This is a genomic window from Microbacterium sp. T32 (assembly GCF_001619615.1).
Taxonomy (GTDB): Bacteria; Actinomycetota; Actinomycetes; order Actinomycetales; family Microbacteriaceae; genus Microbacterium.
In genome coordinates this window covers 174903-192988 of sequence record NZ_LQQP01000023.1, presented here as the reverse complement: position 1 = coordinate 192988, position 18086 = coordinate 174903, and the positions used below count along the sequence as shown (strand labels likewise).

General features: G+C 71.7%; 17 protein-coding genes. 10 read left to right on the top strand and 7 right to left on the bottom strand.

From position 1 onward, the window contains the following. Window positions 1-3 precede the first annotated feature (3 nt). Window positions 4-582 (top strand): TetR/AcrR family transcriptional regulator, encoded by a 579-nt coding sequence (locus tag AVW09_RS13065; protein ID WP_022879308.1) that lies wholly within the window; start codon window positions 4-6, stop codon window positions 580-582. Between the two features lie 5 nt (window positions 583-587). Here the strand turns inward: AVW09_RS13065 and AVW09_RS13060 are convergent, their stop codons facing one another. Together AVW09_RS13060 and AVW09_RS13055 are read right to left on the bottom strand one after the other, a co-directional pair. Then, entirely contained in the window at window positions 588-2210 is a 1623-nt protein-coding gene (locus AVW09_RS13060; RefSeq protein WP_063258479.1) for an ABC transporter permease, read from the bottom strand. Then, a complete protein-coding gene (locus AVW09_RS13055; RefSeq protein WP_197462638.1) occupies window positions 2207-3100 on the bottom strand; it encodes an ABC transporter ATP-binding protein in 894 nt (297 codons plus the stop codon). Before AVW09_RS13055 ends, AVW09_RS13060 begins: the two co-directional genes overlap by 4 nt. A gap of 65 nt (window positions 3101-3165) precedes the next feature. On the opposite strand from AVW09_RS13055, the gene AVW09_RS13050 reads away from it, so the two are divergent. Continuing rightward, the gene (locus AVW09_RS13050) at window positions 3166-4356 is read left to right on the top strand and encodes a thiolase family protein (RefSeq protein ID WP_063258478.1); all 1191 of its coding nucleotides are present in this window, start codon (window positions 3166-3168) and stop codon (window positions 4354-4356) included. A gap of 117 nt (window positions 4357-4473) precedes the next feature. On the opposite strand, the gene AVW09_RS13045 is transcribed toward AVW09_RS13050, so the two are convergent. Continuing rightward, window positions 4474-7971, bottom strand: coding sequence for a choice-of-anchor I family protein (locus tag AVW09_RS13045; RefSeq protein WP_063258477.1), 3498 nt, complete (start codon window positions 7969-7971; stop codon window positions 4474-4476). A gap of 175 nt (window positions 7972-8146) precedes the next feature. Here AVW09_RS13045 and AVW09_RS13040 point away from each other — a divergent pair, with 175 nt between their 5' ends. From AVW09_RS13040 to AVW09_RS13030, 3 genes are all read left to right on the top strand, one after another. Next, entirely contained in the window at window positions 8147-8869 is a 723-nt protein-coding gene (locus AVW09_RS13040; protein ID WP_063258476.1) for a VIT1/CCC1 transporter family protein, read from the top strand. A gap of 120 nt (window positions 8870-8989) precedes the next feature. Further along, on the top strand, window positions 8990-9778 hold the full coding sequence (locus AVW09_RS13035) for an enoyl-CoA hydratase-related protein (RefSeq protein ID WP_063258475.1): 789 nt from the start codon (window positions 8990-8992) through the stop codon (window positions 9776-9778). Window positions 9779-9889: 111 nt separating this feature from the next. Beyond that, the gene (locus AVW09_RS13030; protein ID WP_063258474.1) at window positions 9890-10855 is read left to right on the top strand and encodes a cytochrome b/b6 domain-containing protein; all 966 of its coding nucleotides are present in this window, start codon (window positions 9890-9892) and stop codon (window positions 10853-10855) included. 125 nt (window positions 10856-10980) lie between these two features. On the opposite strand, the gene AVW09_RS13025 is transcribed toward AVW09_RS13030, so the two are convergent. Beyond that, a complete protein-coding gene (locus AVW09_RS13025; protein ID WP_082822979.1) occupies window positions 10981-11559 on the bottom strand; it encodes a TetR/AcrR family transcriptional regulator C-terminal domain-containing protein in 579 nt (192 codons plus the stop codon). Window positions 11560-11615: 56 nt separating this feature from the next. Between AVW09_RS13025 and AVW09_RS13020 the strand changes: the two genes are divergently transcribed. Genes AVW09_RS13020 through AVW09_RS13010 form a run of 3 tightly spaced genes read left to right on the top strand, consistent with a single transcriptional unit; the run spans window position 11616 to window position 13482 of the window. Continuing rightward, window positions 11616-12212, top strand: coding sequence for a biotin transporter BioY (locus AVW09_RS13020; RefSeq protein WP_063258473.1), 597 nt, complete (start codon window positions 11616-11618; stop codon window positions 12210-12212). Beyond that, complete coding sequence (locus AVW09_RS13015) at window positions 12209-12892, top strand: energy-coupling factor ABC transporter ATP-binding protein (protein WP_063258472.1); 684 nt, start codon at window positions 12209-12211, stop codon at window positions 12890-12892. Before AVW09_RS13020 ends, AVW09_RS13015 begins: the two co-directional genes overlap by 4 nt. Continuing rightward, complete coding sequence (locus AVW09_RS13010) at window positions 12886-13482, top strand: energy-coupling factor transporter transmembrane component T family protein (RefSeq protein ID WP_063258471.1); 597 nt, start codon at window positions 12886-12888, stop codon at window positions 13480-13482. Before AVW09_RS13015 ends, AVW09_RS13010 begins: the two co-directional genes overlap by 7 nt. 525 nt (window positions 13483-14007) lie before the next feature. On the opposite strand, the gene cofE is transcribed toward AVW09_RS13010, so the two are convergent. Then, a complete protein-coding gene (cofE, locus tag AVW09_RS13005; protein ID WP_063258470.1) occupies window positions 14008-14763 on the bottom strand; it encodes a coenzyme F420-0:L-glutamate ligase in 756 nt (251 codons plus the stop codon). 1 nt (window position 14764) lies between these two features. Further along, the gene (locus AVW09_RS13000; protein WP_063258469.1) at window positions 14765-15271 is read right to left on the bottom strand and encodes a GNAT family N-acetyltransferase; all 507 of its coding nucleotides are present in this window, start codon (window positions 15269-15271) and stop codon (window positions 14765-14767) included. 107 nt (window positions 15272-15378) lie between these two features. Here AVW09_RS13000 and AVW09_RS12995 point away from each other — a divergent pair, with 107 nt between their 5' ends. Both AVW09_RS12995 and AVW09_RS12990 read left to right on the top strand, forming a co-directional pair. Beyond that, window positions 15379-16278, top strand: a complete 900-nt coding sequence (locus AVW09_RS12995; RefSeq protein ID WP_063258468.1) for a DUF817 domain-containing protein — start codon at window positions 15379-15381, stop codon at window positions 16276-16278. Between the two features lie 23 nt (window positions 16279-16301). Further along, on the top strand, window positions 16302-16862 hold the full coding sequence (locus AVW09_RS12990; RefSeq protein WP_063258467.1) for an acyl-CoA thioesterase: 561 nt from the start codon (window positions 16302-16304) through the stop codon (window positions 16860-16862). A gap of 35 nt (window positions 16863-16897) precedes the next feature. On the opposite strand, the gene AVW09_RS12985 is transcribed toward AVW09_RS12990, so the two are convergent. Next, window positions 16898-17899 carry an acetylxylan esterase gene (locus AVW09_RS12985; protein WP_063258466.1) on the bottom strand — a complete coding sequence of 334 codons (1002 nt, stop codon included), beginning with the start codon at window positions 17897-17899 and terminating at the stop codon, window positions 16898-16900. Between the last annotated feature and the right edge of the window lie 187 nt (window positions 17900-18086).

The window sequence follows — 18086 nt, the reverse complement described above, 5'->3', positions numbered from 1 at the left end:
CCCATGGGCAGGATGCCGACGTTCGACCGCCGCGCGGTGGTCGACGCTGCGCGCGACGTGTTCTGGCAGCGCGGGTACGCCGAGGCGGGGATCACCGAGCTCGAGGACGCGACCGGACTCACGCGGTCGAGCCTGTACAACGCCTTCGGCAGCAAGCGCGGCCTCTTCGACGCGGTGCTCGGGGCGTACCTCGACGACGTCGTGCGCACGCGGCTCCGGCCCCTCGGCGGCGGCGATCCCGGCGCGCTCGAGGCGTATGTCGAGGACATGCGCGCCGCCATCGCGGCCGACACCCCGCGTGCCCGTCTCGGCTGCCTGCTGCTCAACGCCGGCTCATCGCCCTTGGCGTCGGACGACGCCGAGGTCCGCGCGCTCGTATCGGGGTACGCCGCCGAGATGCGTGCCGCGATCCGCGCCGCCGTCGCCGACCGGCGTCCCGACCTGACCCCGGATGCCGTGGACTCCCTCTCCGCCGTGTGCGCGTCGCTCGTGGTGGCGGCGCTGACCCTCGCCCGCGCCGATCGTGATGCGGCCGTGGCCACGCTGGCATCCATCCCGCCGACGCTCGATTCCTGGGGGTAGGGCGCTCACCGCTCCGGGGCGAGCTCGCGGCGCCGGGCGGCCGCCGCGAGCAGCGCCACCCCGATGATCACCGCGACGGCCAGCCAGACGCCGCCGCGGACATCCAGGGCATCCCCGTCGATGCGGGGTGCGGCGGCGAAGGGTGACGCGTCGACCGCGGCATCCGAGAGTCCGAGCAGGGGACCGAACAGCCCCACAACGGTCGCGACGCCCACCAGCGCCCAGCCCACCGGCAGCGACAGCCGGGGAGCGACCACGACGACCAGCGCGGCGACGACGACGAGCGTCAGAGCCGCCACCGCTTGGCCTGCCGCCGCCACCGCGGCATCCCGGATCAGATCGGTCTGCGAGGCGTCGGTCGCGAGCTGGCCGAGGGCCGCGCCCGCGGTCGCCGCGGCGAGGCACGCGAAGACGGCGACCACCGCCACGACCAGGTACGCCGCGACCCACCGCACCGGTCCGACGCCCGCCGCACGCACGGGCTCCGCGAGGCCCGCGGCCTCATCCTGCCGGGCGCGCGTGACCGTCTGGATGCCGGCGCACGCCGCGAGCACCCCGGCCAGGGTGAAGAACACCTCGATGGCGCCCTGCGCGAGCGATCCCTGCGATGCGAGCGCCTGCAGCAGCGCCTGCACCGACGCGATCGAGTCGCCGATGTCGGCGATCGCCGCCGCGAGTCGCGTCGACATCACGCCCACGATCGCCCCGCCCACGGTCCACCCGAGGAGCGAGCCCCGCGCTTCGCGCCACACCAGACCGATCGGTCCCGACAGTGCGACGCTCGCCGTCGCGTGTCCCCGGCGCGCGGGCAGCAGCGAACCGCCGACATCACGGGCGCTCGACAGGGCGAAGGCCGCGACGAGCGCGACGACGATGACCCCGGCGAACGGCGCGAGCGTCCCGGCCGCGTTCGAGTCGTACGGGCGGGTGTTCTCCGCCCACCCGAACGGCGACACCCACGCCAGGGGCGCGCTCGTCATCCGCTGCAGGTCGGCGTTGGGCGTGCCGAGGGCGTTGCCGAGGCCGCACGCGAGGTAGCTCAGCAGCACGGCCCACACGCCGATCGTGTTCGCCGTCCGCGCGGATGCCGCGACCTGCGCCGCGACGAGCCCCACCCCGAGGAACGCCACGCCGGTCAGCGTCGAGGCGGCCCCCATGAGCACGCTTCCCGCCCCGGCGAACCCCATCGCGAGGTAGGCGAGGGTCACGAGAACCCCCAGGACGACGTTCGCGAGGATGCCGTGCACCACCGTCGCCACCAGCGGGACGACCCGGCCGGCCGGGGTGGCGGCGACGAGCTCGGCGCGGCCGGCATCCTCGTCTCCGCGGGTGTGCCGCACGGCGAGGAACGTGCTCATGAGCGCCGCGAGCAGCGCGACGAACGGCAGGATGAGGAACGCCGTGAACGCGCCCTCGTCCGTCCCCGACGGCAGGCCGCGGAACAGCAGCACCACCGGGTTCGCGACCGCGGTGGCCAGCAGCGTGACGCGGTCGGTCTCGTCCGGGAACGTCCCGCGCACCCCGACCACCGCCGATGCGGCGAGCAGCAGGGCACCGGCGATCCAGATCGTGAGCTGCACGGCATCCCGTCGCCATCGCGCCCGCAGGAGCAGCGAGAATCCGGTCACGGCTGCGACCCGTAATGGCGGAGGAAGAGCTCCTCGAGCGACGCCGGTTCGACGCGCAGCGCCTGGACTCCCAGCGCCCCGAGCGCGGGGAGGAGGGATGCCACCTCGGCGGTGTCGACGGTGAGGTGCACGCGCCCGTCGCGTCGCTGCACCTCGTGCGCGCCGGGCAGGGTCGGCAGGTCGCCGCCCGCGTCGGCGAACGAGACCTGGGTGCGGGTGAGGTGCCGGAGGTCGTCGAGGGAGCCGTCGTCGACGACCCGGCCGGCGCGGATGATGCTGACCCGGTCGCAGACCTGCTCGACCTCGGACAAGATGTGGCTCGACAGCAGCACGGTCGCTCCGCGGTCACGGGCTCGCCGCACCTCGCGCTGGAAGACGACCTCCATGAGGGGGTCGAGTCCGCTCGTGGGCTCGTCGAGGACGAAGAGATCGGCCGGCGCGGCGAACGCGGCGACGAGCGCCACCTTCTGCCGACTGCCCTTCGAGTACGACCGGCCCTTCTTGCGGGGGTCGAGGTCGAACGCCTCGAGGAGTCGCGCCCGCTCGTCGCGATAGGCCACGGAACGTCCGTCGCCGCGCAGGCGCGCGAGCAGGTCGATGGCTTCGCCGCCCGACAGCCCCGGCCACAGGTTCACGTCGCCCGGGACGTAGGCGACGCGTCGGTGCAGGCGCGCCGCATCGCGCCACGGGTCTTCCCCGAACACCGTTGCGGTCCCGCCGGTGGCCCGCGCCAGACCCAGGAGGATGCGGATCGTCGTCGACTTCCCGGCGCCGTTCGGGCCGAGGAAGCCGTGGATCTGCCCTGCCGCCACCTCGAGGTCGAGGCCGTCGAGAGCGTTCGTACGACCGTAGGACTTGCGCAGCCCCACCGTGCGGATCACCGCGTCCATATGGCGGACACTACGCCGCACGGCGTACCGTTTCTAGCCTTCCGTTCCACCCCTGGAGGATCACCATGACGGTCTCCCCGGCCCCGCCCCGCATCGTCCTCGTCGCGGGGGCGCGGACGCCGATCGGCTCCTTCGGCGGCGCCCTCTCCGGCGTCGACGCGCACGAGCTCGGCGCGGCGGCGGTGTCGGCCGCCCTCGAGCGCGCGGGGGTCCCGAAGGATGCCGTGGGCGAAGTGATCATGGGCTGCATCGCGCAGAACGGACCCGACGCCTACAACGCCCGCCGCGTCGCGCTCGCCGCAGGGCTGCCGACCCGCGTGCCCGCCTTCACCGTCAACCGCCTGTGCGGGTCGGGGTTGCAGGCGATCTGGTCCGGCGCCCAGGAGCTGCGCTGGGGCGGCGTCGACATCGTCGTCGCGGGCGGCGACGAGAGCATGTCGCGCACCCCGTTCCTGGAGTACGGCGCGCGCGGCAACGCGCGGCTCGGCGACCGGACGCTCCTCGACGGCACGCTCGCGATCCTCACCGACCCGTTCAGCGGCCGGCACATGGGCACGACCGCCGAGACCGTGGCATCCCGATACTCCGTCTCCCGAGCCGAGCAGGACGCCTTCGCCGTCGAGAGCCAGCGCAGGGCGGCCCTGGATGCCAGCCGTGCGGCGTTCGCGGAGGAGATCGTGCCCGTGACGACCGGCGGCAAGCGCCCGGTCGAGGTCGCGACGGACGAGCACCCGCGCCCCGGCACGACGCTCGAGGTGCTCGCCGGGTTGCGGCCCGCGTTCGCCGCGGAAGGCTCCGTGACGGCGGGCAACTCCTCGGGGATCAACGACGGCGCGGCCGCGACCGTGCTCATGCGGGAGGACGACGTACGGGAGCGGGGCTTGACCGGCCTCGCGACCCTCGAAGCCGTGACGACCGCGGGCGTCGACCCCGAGATCATGGGGTACGCCCCGGTCCTGGCGCTGCAGCGGCTGTGGGAGCAGACCGGGCTCACGCCCGCCGACGTCGACGTGATCGAGCTGAACGAGGCGTTCGCGGCGCAGGCGGTGGCGGTGATCCGCGACGCGCGCCTCGACCCCGAGAAGGTCAACCCGTACGGCGGCGCGATCGCGCTGGGGCATCCGGTCGGAGCGACCGGCGCGATCCTGACGGTCCGCGCCGCCCTCGACCTGCAGCGCCGCGACCTGGAGTACGCCGTGGTGACGATGTGCATCGGCGGCGGCCAGGCCCTGGCCGCGCTGCTCCGGCGCTTCTAGCTGCGTGAGGGGTCAATTTCTGTCGCCTCGCGAGCCGCGAAGCGACAAAAATTGACCCCTCACGCGAAGGGGAACGGCCCCCATCCCGAAGGGTGAGGGCCGTTCCTGAGGCGAGGGTCAGACCGTGCGGCGCTTGCGCAGGACGAAGGCCAGACCACCGGCGACCACCAGGAACGCACCGCCGAGCGCGAGGCCCCAGGGCAGCTCGGTGCCCGTCGTGGCCAGCGAACCCGGCCGACCGGCCGTTGCGCCCGGCGTTGACGTCGACGTCGGGGTCGGCGTCGGCGTCGGCGTCGTCGACGCCGAAGGGTCGGGCGTCGGGGTGGGGGTGGAGCCGGTGCCCTCGTCGACCGGCTGCGTGCCCTTCAGGTACGCGCGGCCGAGCGGCGACGGTGCGACCGTGCCCTTCGCGGCGAAGTAGTCCACGGTGGCCTGCAGGTCGATCTGACCCGAGTCGGCCTTGCCGGTGCCCTGCGCGAAGGTGCCGAAGTTGTCGCCGCCCCCCGCGAGGAACGAGTTGGTCACAACGCGGTACGACGCGGTCGGGATGATCGGCGTGCCGTTCAGGGCAATGGAGCCGATCCGCGAACCCTTCGCCGCCGTCGGGTCGTACTCGAACGTGAAGCCCTTCGAGACACCGAGCGCGAGCACCGGACGCGACGCCTCCGCGGGCTGCCACTGCTCCTCCAGCACCGACTTCAGCTGCGCGCCCGTGAGGGAGAGCGTCACGAGCGTGTTGCCGAAGGGCTGCACGTTCGCGACCTCGCGGTACGACATCGAGCCGTTGTCGGTCCCGTACAGCAGATCGGCGCGCAGTCCGCCGGGGTTCATGAAGGCGATCTGCGCGTCCTGGCCGTTGAAGGAGGGGTTCTCGCTCGTGGCCCACAGGTACACGTCGGCGACGGTGTTGCCGAGCGTCGAGTAGGCGCCGCGGTCTTCGCCGCCGGAGCCGTTCTTCGCCCGCGTGATGTCGGTCGTGATCGTGCCGACCTCGACCTGGCCCTTCACGTCGGCGGTGGCCTTGGCATCCGCCACGATCTTGGCGACCTGAGTCTGCGGGTAGGCGATCCACTGCGAAACGGTGGAGTCGTACAGCGCACGCACACCCGGCGTGATCGAGACGAGCTTGCCGGCGTCGTCGAGGTCGATGTCGAGCGTGCCGAGGTTCGTGCCGTACTGACCGGTCTGGATGACGGAGCGGCCGCCGATCTCGCACGCGTACTTCTGGTGCGTGTGCGCCGAGACGATGGCATCCACGTCGCTCGAGGCGTTGCGCACGAGATCGCCGAAGTCTCCCGACTCGGTGGCGATCTTCGTGCAGTCGGTGCCTTCCGAGCCCTCGTGGGCGAGGAGGATCACGATGTCGGCACCGGCTGCGCGGGCGTTCTTCGCCTCGCGGTTGGCCGCCTCGACCTGGTCGCCGAACTCGATCTCGGTGATCTTCGAGGGGTCGACCATGCCGGCGGTCTGCTCGGTCACGGTGCCGACGAAGGCGACCTTCGTGCCGTTGACGTCCTTGATCGTGTACGGCTTCAGGGCGGGGGTCTTGGTGCCCTTCTCGTACACGTTGGCGCCGAGCGCGAAGTCGCTGAAGTCGCCCGTGTTGCCGCCGTACGCCGGGATCACGCGGTCGGTCAGGTCGGCGAAGCCGCGATCGAACTCGTGGTTGCCGACCGTGCTCACGTCGAGCGTCGCGGCCTTCAGGGCCTTGATCGTCGGGGTGTCCTGGTCGATGAACGACTCGAACGCGCTCGCGCCGATGTTGTCACCGGCCGAGACGAACAGCGTGTTCGGGTTCTGCTGACGGTACTTCTCGACCGCGCCGGCGAGCACTCCCGCGCCCGCGACTCCGCCGGTCTCCTGCAGCAGACGGCCGTGGAAGTCGTTGATCGTCAGGATCTGCAGGTCGGGCGCCTTCGGCTGCGTCGGACGCACCTCGAAGACGGTGGTCGAGCCCGAGACCTCGTTGCCGGTGATGAGCAGCGGAACGCCCGTGGGTGAACGCAGCGCCGAGACGAACGTGAGGCCCTCGGGGCCGAGGTCGCCCGCCGCGGCGGACTCCACGTTCGCCGAGGCGTCGCGGTTGTTCACGTATGTGACGTAGGTCGCGTTCTTCGGGTCGGTGATGTCGTAGACCATCACGCCGCCCGCCCGCTCGAGGCCGATGAAGGCGTACGTGCGGCCGTCGACGACGCCGATCGCGACGCCCTCGGGCTCGGGGCCCTTGTCGTCGCTGCGGTCGTCTACGGTGTTGTTGTCGTTCGAGACGTTGAACAGCTCGGGGGCGACCTCCTTGAGCTTCTGCTCGAAGTCGTCGCCGGAGTCGAAGACGAGCGCGCCCGTGGTGTCCCAGATCGAGAACGAACGGCCGCCGTACGCGTAGAGCTCGCTGTAGCAGCCGTCGGCGGTCTTGCCGAGGTCGGTGACGACCTTGAGGCGTCCGAGGTCGGCATCCGCCGAGCGTCCAGCCAGCGGCGAGGTCGCGCAGATCGGGGCGAGGTCCTTCTTGCCGAGATCCTTGATCCGGGCCTCGTCCGTGAAGCTGCCCCACTCGCGGCCGTCGCCCTCGTTCGCGGTGACGAGGTAGGTCGTGGCCTTGCCCGCAACCGGCACGGAGTACGACGCGATGCCGTCGGGCATGTACAGGCCCTTCAGACCGTCGACGCTGCGGATTTTGATCCCGCCGTCCTTGTCGCTCGTGTCGAGCGCGTTGCCCGCGGCGCCCCAGTCCTTGTAGCCGAGGGGGAGGATGCCGGTGACCTCGGCCTTCGTCAGGTCGACCGTCGCGATGGCGTTGGCCTCCTGCAGCGCGACGTAGGCGACGGTGCCGTCGACGGTGATGTACTCGGGCTCGAGGTTGCGCGAGACGCGGTTCGCCGACAGGGGCTTCGAGCCCTGGTCGGGCGCGGCGACGTCGGGGCCGAACACGCGCACCTTCGGGTCGAGCGTCTTCGATCCGCCCTGCTCGAACGCGCCGAAGCCGGCGGTCTTGACGGCCGTCTGCGCGGGAGCGGAGAGCGTGGATGCCAGCGTGACGACGCTCACGGAACCCTCGGGATCGGTGGAGAAGTCTTTGGCCGGCTCGCCCTCGTTGGCGACGACGGCGTACGTCCCGTCCTTGGAGAACGTGACCATGTCGGGGAGAGCTCCGACGGTGACCTCGCCGAGCTTCGCGCTCGCGGCGTCGTCCTTGTTCGCGTCGAAGAACATGAGGTGACCGGGCGCGGTCTTGTCGGCGGCCTCGAAGGCCACGACCCCGAGGCCGTCATCGCGCACGGCGACCGAGTTGGCGACGCCGTCCGAGGTGATCTCGAACAGCTTCGTCGGGTTCTTCGGGTCGCTGTTGTCGAGCACCGTCACGGCGCCGGCCTGCGCGTTCACGACGAACAAGCGGTCGCGGTACGCCTGCACGATCTCGGCGGCGGACTTATTGAACACGTTCGTGTCGTAGGAGCCGACCGGCGTCAGGCCGATCGCGGCGCCGGGCGCGCTGTCGGAGACGGGCGTGGGAACGATGGCGGCCGAAGCCGCCGTCGCGCTCGAGAGGGCGAGCGCGCACACCGCCGCGGTCGTCGCGGTGAACGCGACGGCACGGCGAAGGAACGTCGAAGGCATGGCTGTGTCCTCGGGTGCGGGGGATGAGGGGGAACGACCGGTGCGGGGGCGCCGGTCGCTCCACTGTGTCGGCCGATGGTGACGATCCGGTGAACGGGACGGGAAGAGACCGGGCGGGATGCCGCGATGTGACCGATCGGATCGAGGCGATTCCCCACGCGACTAACCTGATCGCGTGACCGATTCGCCCGCCGGAGCGCACCCCGATGAACCCCACCGCCAAGGACTCGCGCAGCGCCTGAACTGGCTGCGCGCCGGAGTCCTCGGCGCGAACGACGGCATCGTGTCGACGGCCGCCGTCGTCGTCGGTGTGGCGGGCGCGACGAGCGAGGTCGGTCCGGTGTTGATCGCAGGTCTCGCGGCCCTTGTGGGCGGCGCGATCTCGATGGCCCTCGGCGAGTACGTCTCGGTATCCAGCCAGCGCGACAGCGAGCACGCGCTCATCCAGAAGGAGCGCCGCGAGCTCGCGGAGGACCCGGATGCTGAACTCACCGAGCTCATCGGCCTGTACGAGGCGCAGGGGCTCAGCCGTGACACCGCGACGCGCGTGGCGACCGAGCTCACGGCATCCGATGCCCTGAAAGCCCACCTCGCGGTTGAGCTCAACATCGACGCGGAGGACGTGGTGAGTCCGTGGGCCGCGGCGCTCGCGTCGGCGGTGGCGTTCACGGTCGGCGCGATCCTGCCGATGCTCACGATCCTGCTCGCGCCCGTCGAGGTGCGGGTACCGCTGACGTTCGTCGCGGTGCTGGTTGCGCTCGCCGTGACCGGATACCTCGCCGCATGGATCGGCGGCGCGCGTCGCGTGCGCGCGATTCTGCGCACCGTCATCGGCGGCGCCCTCGCACTGGGTGCGACGTACGCGGTGGGGGCGCTGTTCGGGGTTGCGGCGGGCTGAGCCGGGCAGTCCGGGCCCGCGCCTGGCTGACACCGGGCTGTCCCGGGCGTGAGCGGAACCCCCTCGGCGATGTCGGAGGGGCGTGCGACGATGCCGGGAGGACACCACGAGGGGAGCGGCATGGCCGATCACACCGTCGAGTACGAGACGATCCGGGTCGAGCAGCGCGGGCGGGTGGGGTGGATCACGCTCGATCGCCCCGAGGCGCTGAACGCCCTGAACACGCGCACGATGGTCGAGGTGGTCGCCGCGGCGACGGCATTCGACGAGTCTCCCGACATCGGGGCGATCGTCGTCACCGGTTCCGAGAAGGCGTTCGCGGCCGGCGCCGACATCAAGGAGATGGAGACGAAGTCGGGGCTCGACATGACCCTGACTGACCACTTCGGGGCCTGGCGGCGCTTCGCCGCGGTGCGGACTCCCGTGATCGCCGCGGTGTCGGGATACGCCCTCGGCGGCGGGTGCGAGCTGGCGATGATGTGCGACATCATCCTGGCATCCGATCGTGCGAAGTTCGGGCAGCCCGAGATCCAGCTCGGTGTCATCCCGGGGCTCGGCGGCACGCAGCGACTCGTGCGGGCGATCGGGTACTACAAGGCGGCCGAGATGGTGCTGACGGGGCGCATGATCGACGCCGCCGAGGCCGAGCGTGCGGGCCTCGTCTCGCGGGTCGTGCCCGCCGCCGAGCTGCTGGACGAGGCGGACAAGGTCGCGCAGACGATCGCCGCGAAGTCGCTCCCCGCGCTCTACGCGGCGAAGGCGGCGCTCGACGTCGCGTTGGAATCGACCCTTGCCGAGGGGCTGCGCTTCGAGGGGCAGGCGTTCGCCGCCCTCTTCGACACCGCCGATCAGAAGGAGGGGATGGCGGCGTTCCGCGAGAAGCGGTCGCCGAACTTCACGCACCGCTGATCCGCCTACCACCGCGCGCCGCGGCGGCCAAGGGGACACCGCGCCCGGTCGGGAGGCCGTCGCTTTCGGTATCGTCGGGAAGTCAGCGCTCGCTCCCGCCCGAAGAAGTAGATGCCGTCCACACCCCGCACCCCCCAGCGCGGGCCGTCGCGCGTCTTCGGCGAGCTGACGCCCGTGCAATGGATCGGGTCCGTCCTCCTGCTGGGCTTCGCGGCGCTGGTGCTCGCCGTCTTCCTCGTCCTGATCGCGCGGGTGCTGATCTCGCTCGGACCGGTCCGAGAGTTCGTCGCCGACTACCCCGGGGCGTACGAACTCCCCGCGGCCGCCCCCGTCGGCATCCCGGCCTGGCTCGGGTGGCAGCACTTCCTCAACAGCCTGTTCCTGCTCCTTGTGATCCGTTCGGGGCTGCAGTTCCGCCGCCAGAAGCGGCCGGATGCCTTCTGGTCGCCGCGCGGCAACAAGCGCCGCCGTATCAGCCTCGCGCTGTGGTTCCACCAGGCGATCGACGTGCTCTGGATCGCCAACGGCGTCATCTACATCGCGCTGCTGTTCGTGACGGGACAGTGGATGCGCGTGGTGCCGACGTCGTGGGACGTCTTCCCGAACGCGGTCTCCGCGGCGCTCCAGTACGCCTCGCTCGACTGGCCCACCGAGAACGGATGGGTGAACTACAACAGCCTCCAGCAGCTGTCGTACTTCGCGATCACGTTCGTCGCCGCGCCCCTCGCGATCGTCACCGGCGTGCGGCTGTCAGGGGTCTGGCCGAAGGACGCCGAGCGGCTGAACCGGCTCTTTCCCGCGGAGTGGGCGCGTCGCATCCACTTCCCGGTGATGCTGTTCTTCGTCGTGTTCATCGCGGTGCACGTGTTCCTCGTGCTTGCGACGGGTGCCCTGCGCAACCTCGACCACATGTACGCCGCTCGCGGCTCGGTCGACCCCGACGCCTTCGCCACCGACCCGACCGGCCTGCTGTTGTTCGCGGCATCCCTACTGGTGATGGCCGCCGCGTGGATCGCCGCCCGTCCGCGCCTGCTGATCCCGGTCGCGCGCCTGTTCGGCGACGTGCGCCAGCGCTGATCCCGCCCGGTCGCGCCGGGTGCCCACGATCCGGTCGAGCGCTCACGCTACGGTCGCCCTAGCCGTGGGCGCTCGACCCGATCGTGGGCGCTCGGGCATGCGGGGCCGGGCCCGACCGCCCCGGCCTACGCAGGCCGCGCGCCCGCGGCGGCGTGCAGGCCCCGGTGGATGAGGTCGACGCCGAAGGCGAAGTCCGCCTCGGGCACGTGCCCGGTGCCGGGCGACACCACCCCCACGCTGTCGTACTGGAGCCGCTGCTGCTCGTGCCAGACGAACCCCAGGACGAAATGCAGCAGCGTCGTGGCGGCGCGGGCGGCGACCTCGGGCGCGAAGCCCTCGGCGGCGACCGCGGCCGTCAGCCGATCCAACGCCGCGGACGAGCCCAGCCCGAGCGCGAGCGTGCTCGACACGACCTCGGCGCCGTCGCGGTAGGCGAGCAGCGCGTCGCGCAGCGCGCGGGCTTCGGCGACGACTCCGGATCCGCGCAGGAGGGATGCCGCCTGCCCGACGATGCGGTCGGACAGCTCGGCGAGCAGTGACTGCTTGTTCGGGAAGTGCCAGTACAGCGCGCTCGGCTGGACGTCGAGCCGCATCGCGAGGCGGCGCATCGTGAGGTCGGCGAGGCCGTCGTCGTCGAGGATCCGCAGCGCGGTGCGCGCGACGTCGTCGGCGGAGTGTCCACGGCCGCGTGCGGAAGGAGTCACGACCCCACTATAGTGAACACCGTTCAGGTGAACGCTGTTCAGGTAAGGATCGCACCATGACTTTTCGCACCCCGGATGCCACCGACCTCGCGCGCGTGGCCGTCCTCGCCGCACTGATCGCGGTGCTGGGCCTCCCCGGCAGCTTCCCGGTGTTCGGTGGCGTGCCGATCACCGCGCAGACCCTCGGTGTCATGCTGGCCGGCGCGATCCTCGGGCCGTGGCTCGGGGCGCTGTCGGTCACGGTCCTCCTCGTCCTCGTCGCCGTCGGACTCCCGCTCCTCGCCGGAGGTCGCGGTGGGTTCGCGGTCTTCCTCGGCCCGACCGCCGGGTACGCGATCGGCTGGATCCTCGGCGCGATCGTCGTCGGCCTCATCGTGCACGCGGGCAACCGCCGCCCCGTCTGGTGGCGCACCGCGATCGCCATGGTCGCCGGCGGTGTCGTCGCGATCTACGCGCTCGGCATCCCGGTGCAGAGTCTCGTCACGCGCCTGCCCCTCGGCGACACCGTCATCGCGAGCCTCGTGTTCATCCCGGGCGACCTGCTGAAGGCGGCGGTCGCGACGATCGTCGTGACGCTCCTGGTGCGGGTGTACCCGCGCGGCTTCCGTCGGCAGTGGCGCGCCGCGCCGGTCGAGGAGCGCGTCGCCGCGTGATCCTGCACTGTCGCGACCTCGGCGTGCGGCTGGACGGCCGCGACGTCCTGCGCGGAGTCACCCTCGATCTCGACGCCCGCACGATCGCGGTGATCGGCGACAACGGTTCGGGCAAGTCGACGTTCGCGCGCGTGCTCGCGGGGCTCGTCCGTCGCGACGCTGGCGACGTGCGGGTGCTCGGACTCGACCCGGACACGGATGCCGCGGAGCACCGCCGCCGCGTCGCGCTCGTGCTGAGCAACCCCGACGCGCAGATCGTCATGCCGGTGGTGTCGGAGGACGTCGCGTTCTCGCTGCGCCCGCAGCGGCTCCCGAGAGCGGAGCGCGCCGAGCGGGTTGCACGGGCGCTGGAGCGGTTCGGTCTCACCGACCTCGCGGAGCGGCCCGCGCACGACCTGTCCGGTGGCCAGAAGCAGCTGCTCGCGCTCGCGGGGGCGTTCGTGCGCGAGCCCGACCTCGTCGTCGCCGATGAGCCCACGGCGTACCTCGACGCGCGCAACGCCCGCCGCATCGCGAGCCACCTCCTCGCCGACGCCGGCCACGCGTTGGTCCTGATCACCCACGACCTCGCCCTCGCCCGCCGGTGCGACGCCGCCGTGCTGTTCGCCGACGGAAGCCTCAGCGCCGCGGGCGTGGCATCCGAGGTCGTCGACGAATACGAACGGGCGCTCGTGTGCTGAGCCTCTACCGCCCCGGGAACGGCATCCTGCACCGCCTGCCCGCGGGCCCGAAGATGCTGGTGCTCGCCGTCGCGGCGATCGCACTCGCGGGCCTGCCGACCGTGGCCTGGACGGCCGCGGTCTGCGCCGGAGCGGTGTTGCTGGCGTACGTCGGCTCGGGTGTCGGCATGCGCGAACTCGGTCGACAGGTGTGGGGGCTGCGCTGGATCATCGCGGTCACCGCCCTCGGGCAGCTGATCTTCCTGGGCCCCGAACCCGCGCTCGCGAACACCGCGCGGGTGACCGCGGCCCTGCTCGTGGCGGCGCTCCTCCCGCTCACGACGCGCGTCGACGACATGCTCGACGCCCTCGAGCGGGGCCTCGGTCCGCTGCGCCGGATCGGAATGGATGCCGAGCGCGCAGCGCTCCTCCTCGCGGTGACGATCACGACGATTCCGGTCCTCGCGCGGCTCGCCGCCGAAGTGCGCGAGGCGCAGCGAGCCCGTGGCATCCGTCCGTCCCTGCGCGCGGGGCTGGTGCCGTTCCTCGTGCTGTCGCTCCGCCACGCCGACCAGCTCGGCGAGGCGCTCGCCGCCCGCGGCGTCCGCTGACCGCTCTCCTGATGTCCCACTTTGTGCAGGTTAAGGGTCCCCAAGCTGCACATAGTGGGACATGACTGGGCTGGGGTCGCTGCGGCGGCGGTGCGGGGTCGGGGTGACGGGCGCGGCGTCGGGCTGGCGTGTCCCACTTTGTGCAGATTTCGCCCTTCGTAGCTGCACGTAGTGGGACATGACTCGGCTGGGGGTCGCTGCGGCGGCGGTGCGGGGTGCGGGGTCGGGGTGACGGGCGCGGCGTCGGGCTGGCGTGTCCCACTTTGTGCAGATTTCGCCCTTCGTAGCTGCACGTGGTGGGACATGACTCGGCTGGGGTCGCTGCAGCGGCGGTGCGGGGTCGGGGTGACGGGCGCGGCGTCGGGCTGGCGTGTCCCACTTTGTGCAGATATCCGCCCCCGTAGCTGCACAAAGTGGGACACCCACCGCACGAAGTGGGACACGCACCGCACAAAGTGGGACATGCCTCATCGGAGCGGGACGACGGGATGCCGGGAGCCCGGTGACCCCAGCTCAGCCCGCAGCTCAGGCGCGCGCCGCGCGCCCCGCCGCGAAGCCGGCGGCGTACGCCTCGTCCGACCCGAGCGCGAACATGTCGCGCTCGGCGGGCCGCACGATCGAACGGGCGCCGGGAAGGTCGAGGTCGCCGACGAGGTCGCCACGGCCGCGCACCACGGCGACGGGCAGACGCGCGGCCTTGCCCTTGACGAGGTCGGTGGCGGCGGCGAGTTCGTCGGCCACGCACGGCAGCGTCACGACGAGGGGGCGGCCCTCGGCATCCACGGTCCCGCGCAGGTCCTCGAACACGTGCACGCCCGCGGCGCCGATCGCGTGGTCGGTCTGACCCTCGCGCCAGGCGCGGCCGAGCGTGTCCGTGATGAGCACGCCGACGCGCGAGCCGGTGGCGCGAAGCCCCACGGCGATCGAACGGGCCGAGGCGTCGGGATCCTCGGGCAGCAGCAGCACGGTGCCCTCGGGGGTGTTGCTGGCGTCGACCCCGGCGGCGGCGGAGACGATCCCGAGGCGGTTCTCGACGATGCGCGTCACGTGCCCGGAGGGGGAGGTGCGGGATGCCACGAGCCGCACGGTCTCGCGCGTGATCGCGTCTTCGCGGTCGTCGGCGTGCAGGATCCGGCCCTCGGCCTTCGACACGATCTTGCTGGTGATGACGACGATGTCGCCGTCACGCAGCGTGTCGCCCGCGGCCTCGAGGATCACCCCGACCAGGTCGGTGCCGGGCGTGATCTCGCCGATGCCCTCGAGGGCCCAGATCTGCAGCACGTCAGCGGACGAAGCGCACCTCGGTGAGCTCCTCACCGAGGAAGGGCTCGACGTGCGAGGCGCCGTCCAGCGCGAAACCGTTGCGCGCGTAGAAGCGGTGGGCGCGGGGGTTGTCCTCCGCGACCCACAGATACAGCTCTTCGCCCTCGTCGACGGCGGCGTCGAAGAGCTGCTGGCCGATGCCGGTTCCGTGGAACTGGTCGAGCAGGTAGATGAAGTACAGCTCGCGCGCCCGCGGGGCGTCCTCGTCGCGGGCGGGGCCCGAGCCGACGAAGCCGACGATCTCGCCGTCGACGAGCGCCGCGCGCATGCGGAAGTCCTCGCCCTGGGCGGCCCAGTGGGTCCACAGCTCGGCCATGCGCTTGGGGGACACGGCTTCGAGAGCGGCGGTGCTGATCAGGTGATCGTAGGTCTCGTGCCAGCACGTCGCGTGCACACGGCCGAGGGCCTCGGCATCCACGTCGCGTACCGGACGGACGACGATGTCGGTTCGGGTTTCCGCAGTCATGGCGCGACTCTACGCGGCCCTCCCGTCACCCGGAAATCGGATGCCGACGACCTCGGGATGCGGTACGCATCGGCGTCCTGCCAGACTCGCGTGCCACGATCCGGGGCATGATCGCGCGCCCCGCCCTCACGTCGGTCGAGGCGCGCATCGACGCGTACGCGAACCGGCTGCTGCGCTCCGCTCCCGCGACCGGTGTCCGCGCGCGTCTCGTCGAGTTCGCCGTCTTCGTCCTCAAACAGGCGTGGGCATGCGTGTTCGGCGCGGCGTTCCTCGCGGTGGTTCTGACCGCGAAGGCCTGGTACCCGGCCGACGCCGCGCTCGCGCGGAACGACGCGCTGACGATCGCCGCCGTTCTGATCCAGGTCGTCATGGTGGTGGCTCGGCTCGAGACGCTGCGCGAGCTGCGCGTCATTGTGCTGTTCCACGTCGTCGGAACCTTGATGGAGCTGTTCAAGACCGACGTCGGGTCGTGGATGTACGCGGCCGACGGCGTCCTCCGGATCGGCGGCGTCCCGCTCTACAGCGGCTTCATGTACGCCGCGGTCGGCAGCTACATGGTGCGGGTCTACCGGCTGTTCGACCTGCGCTTCACGCGCTATCCGCGGCGGTGGCTCACGGCGATCGTGGCCGCCGCGATCTATGCGAACTTCTTCACCCACCACTGGATCGTCGACCTGCGCTGGGTGCTCGTCGTCGCGGTCGTCGCGCTGTGGGGGCGCACGATGATGCACTTCCGCTTCTTCCGCGGCACATTCCGGATGCCACTCCTCCTCGCGTTCGCCGGTGTCGCGGTGTTCATCTGGCTCGCCGAGAACATCGCCACGTACGCCGGCGCGTGGCTGTATCCGTCGCAGGTGGGCGGGTGGCATCCGGTCGACGCGTCGAAGCTGTCGTCGTGGTTCCTGCTGATGATCGTGTCGGTCGTGCTGGTGGCCTGGGTGTATCCGCCGCGCGAACCCGACGCGCCGGCCTTGTCGGCTGCGCACAAAGGAATCGCCGCTTCGTAGGAAGATCACTACGCTCGCGGCTCGTGAACGTCCTCTGGCGCACCCTCCTCGTCCTCCTCCGCGCGCAGGGTCGCCTGCGGCGAGAGGGCCCCGTCGACCCGAACTCGGTCGGACGCATCCGCATCCGGGTGCTGCCCACCGACATCGACCTGCTCCGTCACCTCAACAACGGCCGCTACCTGTCGCTGTTCGACCTCGGGCGCTGGGACCTGCTCACCCGCACGGGCATCGCGGGCGCGATGAAGGCGCACGGCTGGTACGCCGTGGTCGCGGCCGAGACGATCACGTTCCGCCGGTCGCTGGAGCTCTGGCAGCGGTTCGAGCTCGAGACGCGCATGCTCGGCCACGACGACCGCGCCGTCTACCTCGAGCACCGCGCCGTGGTCGGCGGCGAGATCTTCGCCCGCGCGATCATCCGCGCCCGCATCCTGCGCCGCACCGGCGGGACCGTGCCGCACGAGGAACTGTTCGCCGCGGTCGGACGCCCCGAGGGCGTGCCGGACGTCGAGCCGTGGGTGCACGACTGGGCCGCGGCCTCCGCGCTGCCCTCGACGAAGCGGCCCGCCCCGAGCGACTGGCGCTGATCCCGGGCGCGCTGGGCGCGCAGAGGCGAGACGCTTCAGCCCTGCGCGGACCCCGCGTCCGAAAGGCCGAAACGGGCGTCGAGCCACGCGACCTGACGCGCCCAGTGCCGCGATCCGCCGCCCTCGTGGCCGTTGTACGGGTAGACCTCGATCGCGGCGTCCTCGGATGCCAGGGCGTGGAACGCCGCGAACACCCCCGACGGCAGCACGATGTCATCCATCAGTGCCACCGAGAAGAATGCGGGCACCGCGATCCGTCGCGCGAGGATCGCGCCGTCGATGTGCGACAGCGTGTGCAGGGCCGCCGCGGCGTCGTCGCGGTGGATCGAGAGCCACCGCGTGACCTCGGTGAACGGCGGGGACGGCGTCCGCACGATCGCGTTCGGGATGTCGCACAGGAACGGCACGTCGGGCATCACCGCGGCGACCGCGTCGCCCGACAGCGCCGCCGCGGCGATCGCGAGCGCGCCGCCCTGGCTGCCGCCGGTGACGGCGATGCGGGTGGCATCCACTCCGGGAAGCTCGCGGACCACGTCGACCAGCCGCGCGGCGTCGGTGTACAGGCGGCGGTAGTAGTACTCGCGCGGATCGTGGATGCCACGGGTCATGACGCCCGGGTAGGCGGCGGTGGATCCGTGGGGGTCGGGGGTGTCGCCGATGCTCCATCCCGAGCCCTGGCCGCGGGTGTCCATGATGACGTGGACGTAGCCGGCGGCGGCCCACGCGATCTTGTCGCCGGGGAGGCCGCGCCCACCGCCGTACCCTATGAACTCGACGACCGCCGGCAGCGGCTCGTCGCCGTGCGGGCGGACGACCCAGCCGCGGATCTCGTCGCCCGCGTACCCCGTGAAAGTCAGGTCCTGAACCGACAGGGCCCGGACGGGACCGTCCACCGCGGTGAGCGTCGCGGGACGGGCGGCGGCGCGGGCCTCCGCGAGCGTCTCGGTCCAGAAGGCATCCAGGCCCTCGGGCTCGATGAGCTCCGGCCGGTACTCGTGCAGCAGGTCCAGCGGCATGTCGGTGAAGGTCTGAGCCATGGCGATCTCCAGTGGTCGGGGCGAATCGACAGTAGCGAACCAGGGTCACGGCCGGGGACGCGAAGCGCGTGAGACGCCACACTCGCGTTCGCGTGTGAGGCCTCACATTTCGTGATCGGGAGCGCTACCACGGGCGATAACGGTTGACACGGACGCTCGACAACCTCAAAGATGATGAAAAAGTGAG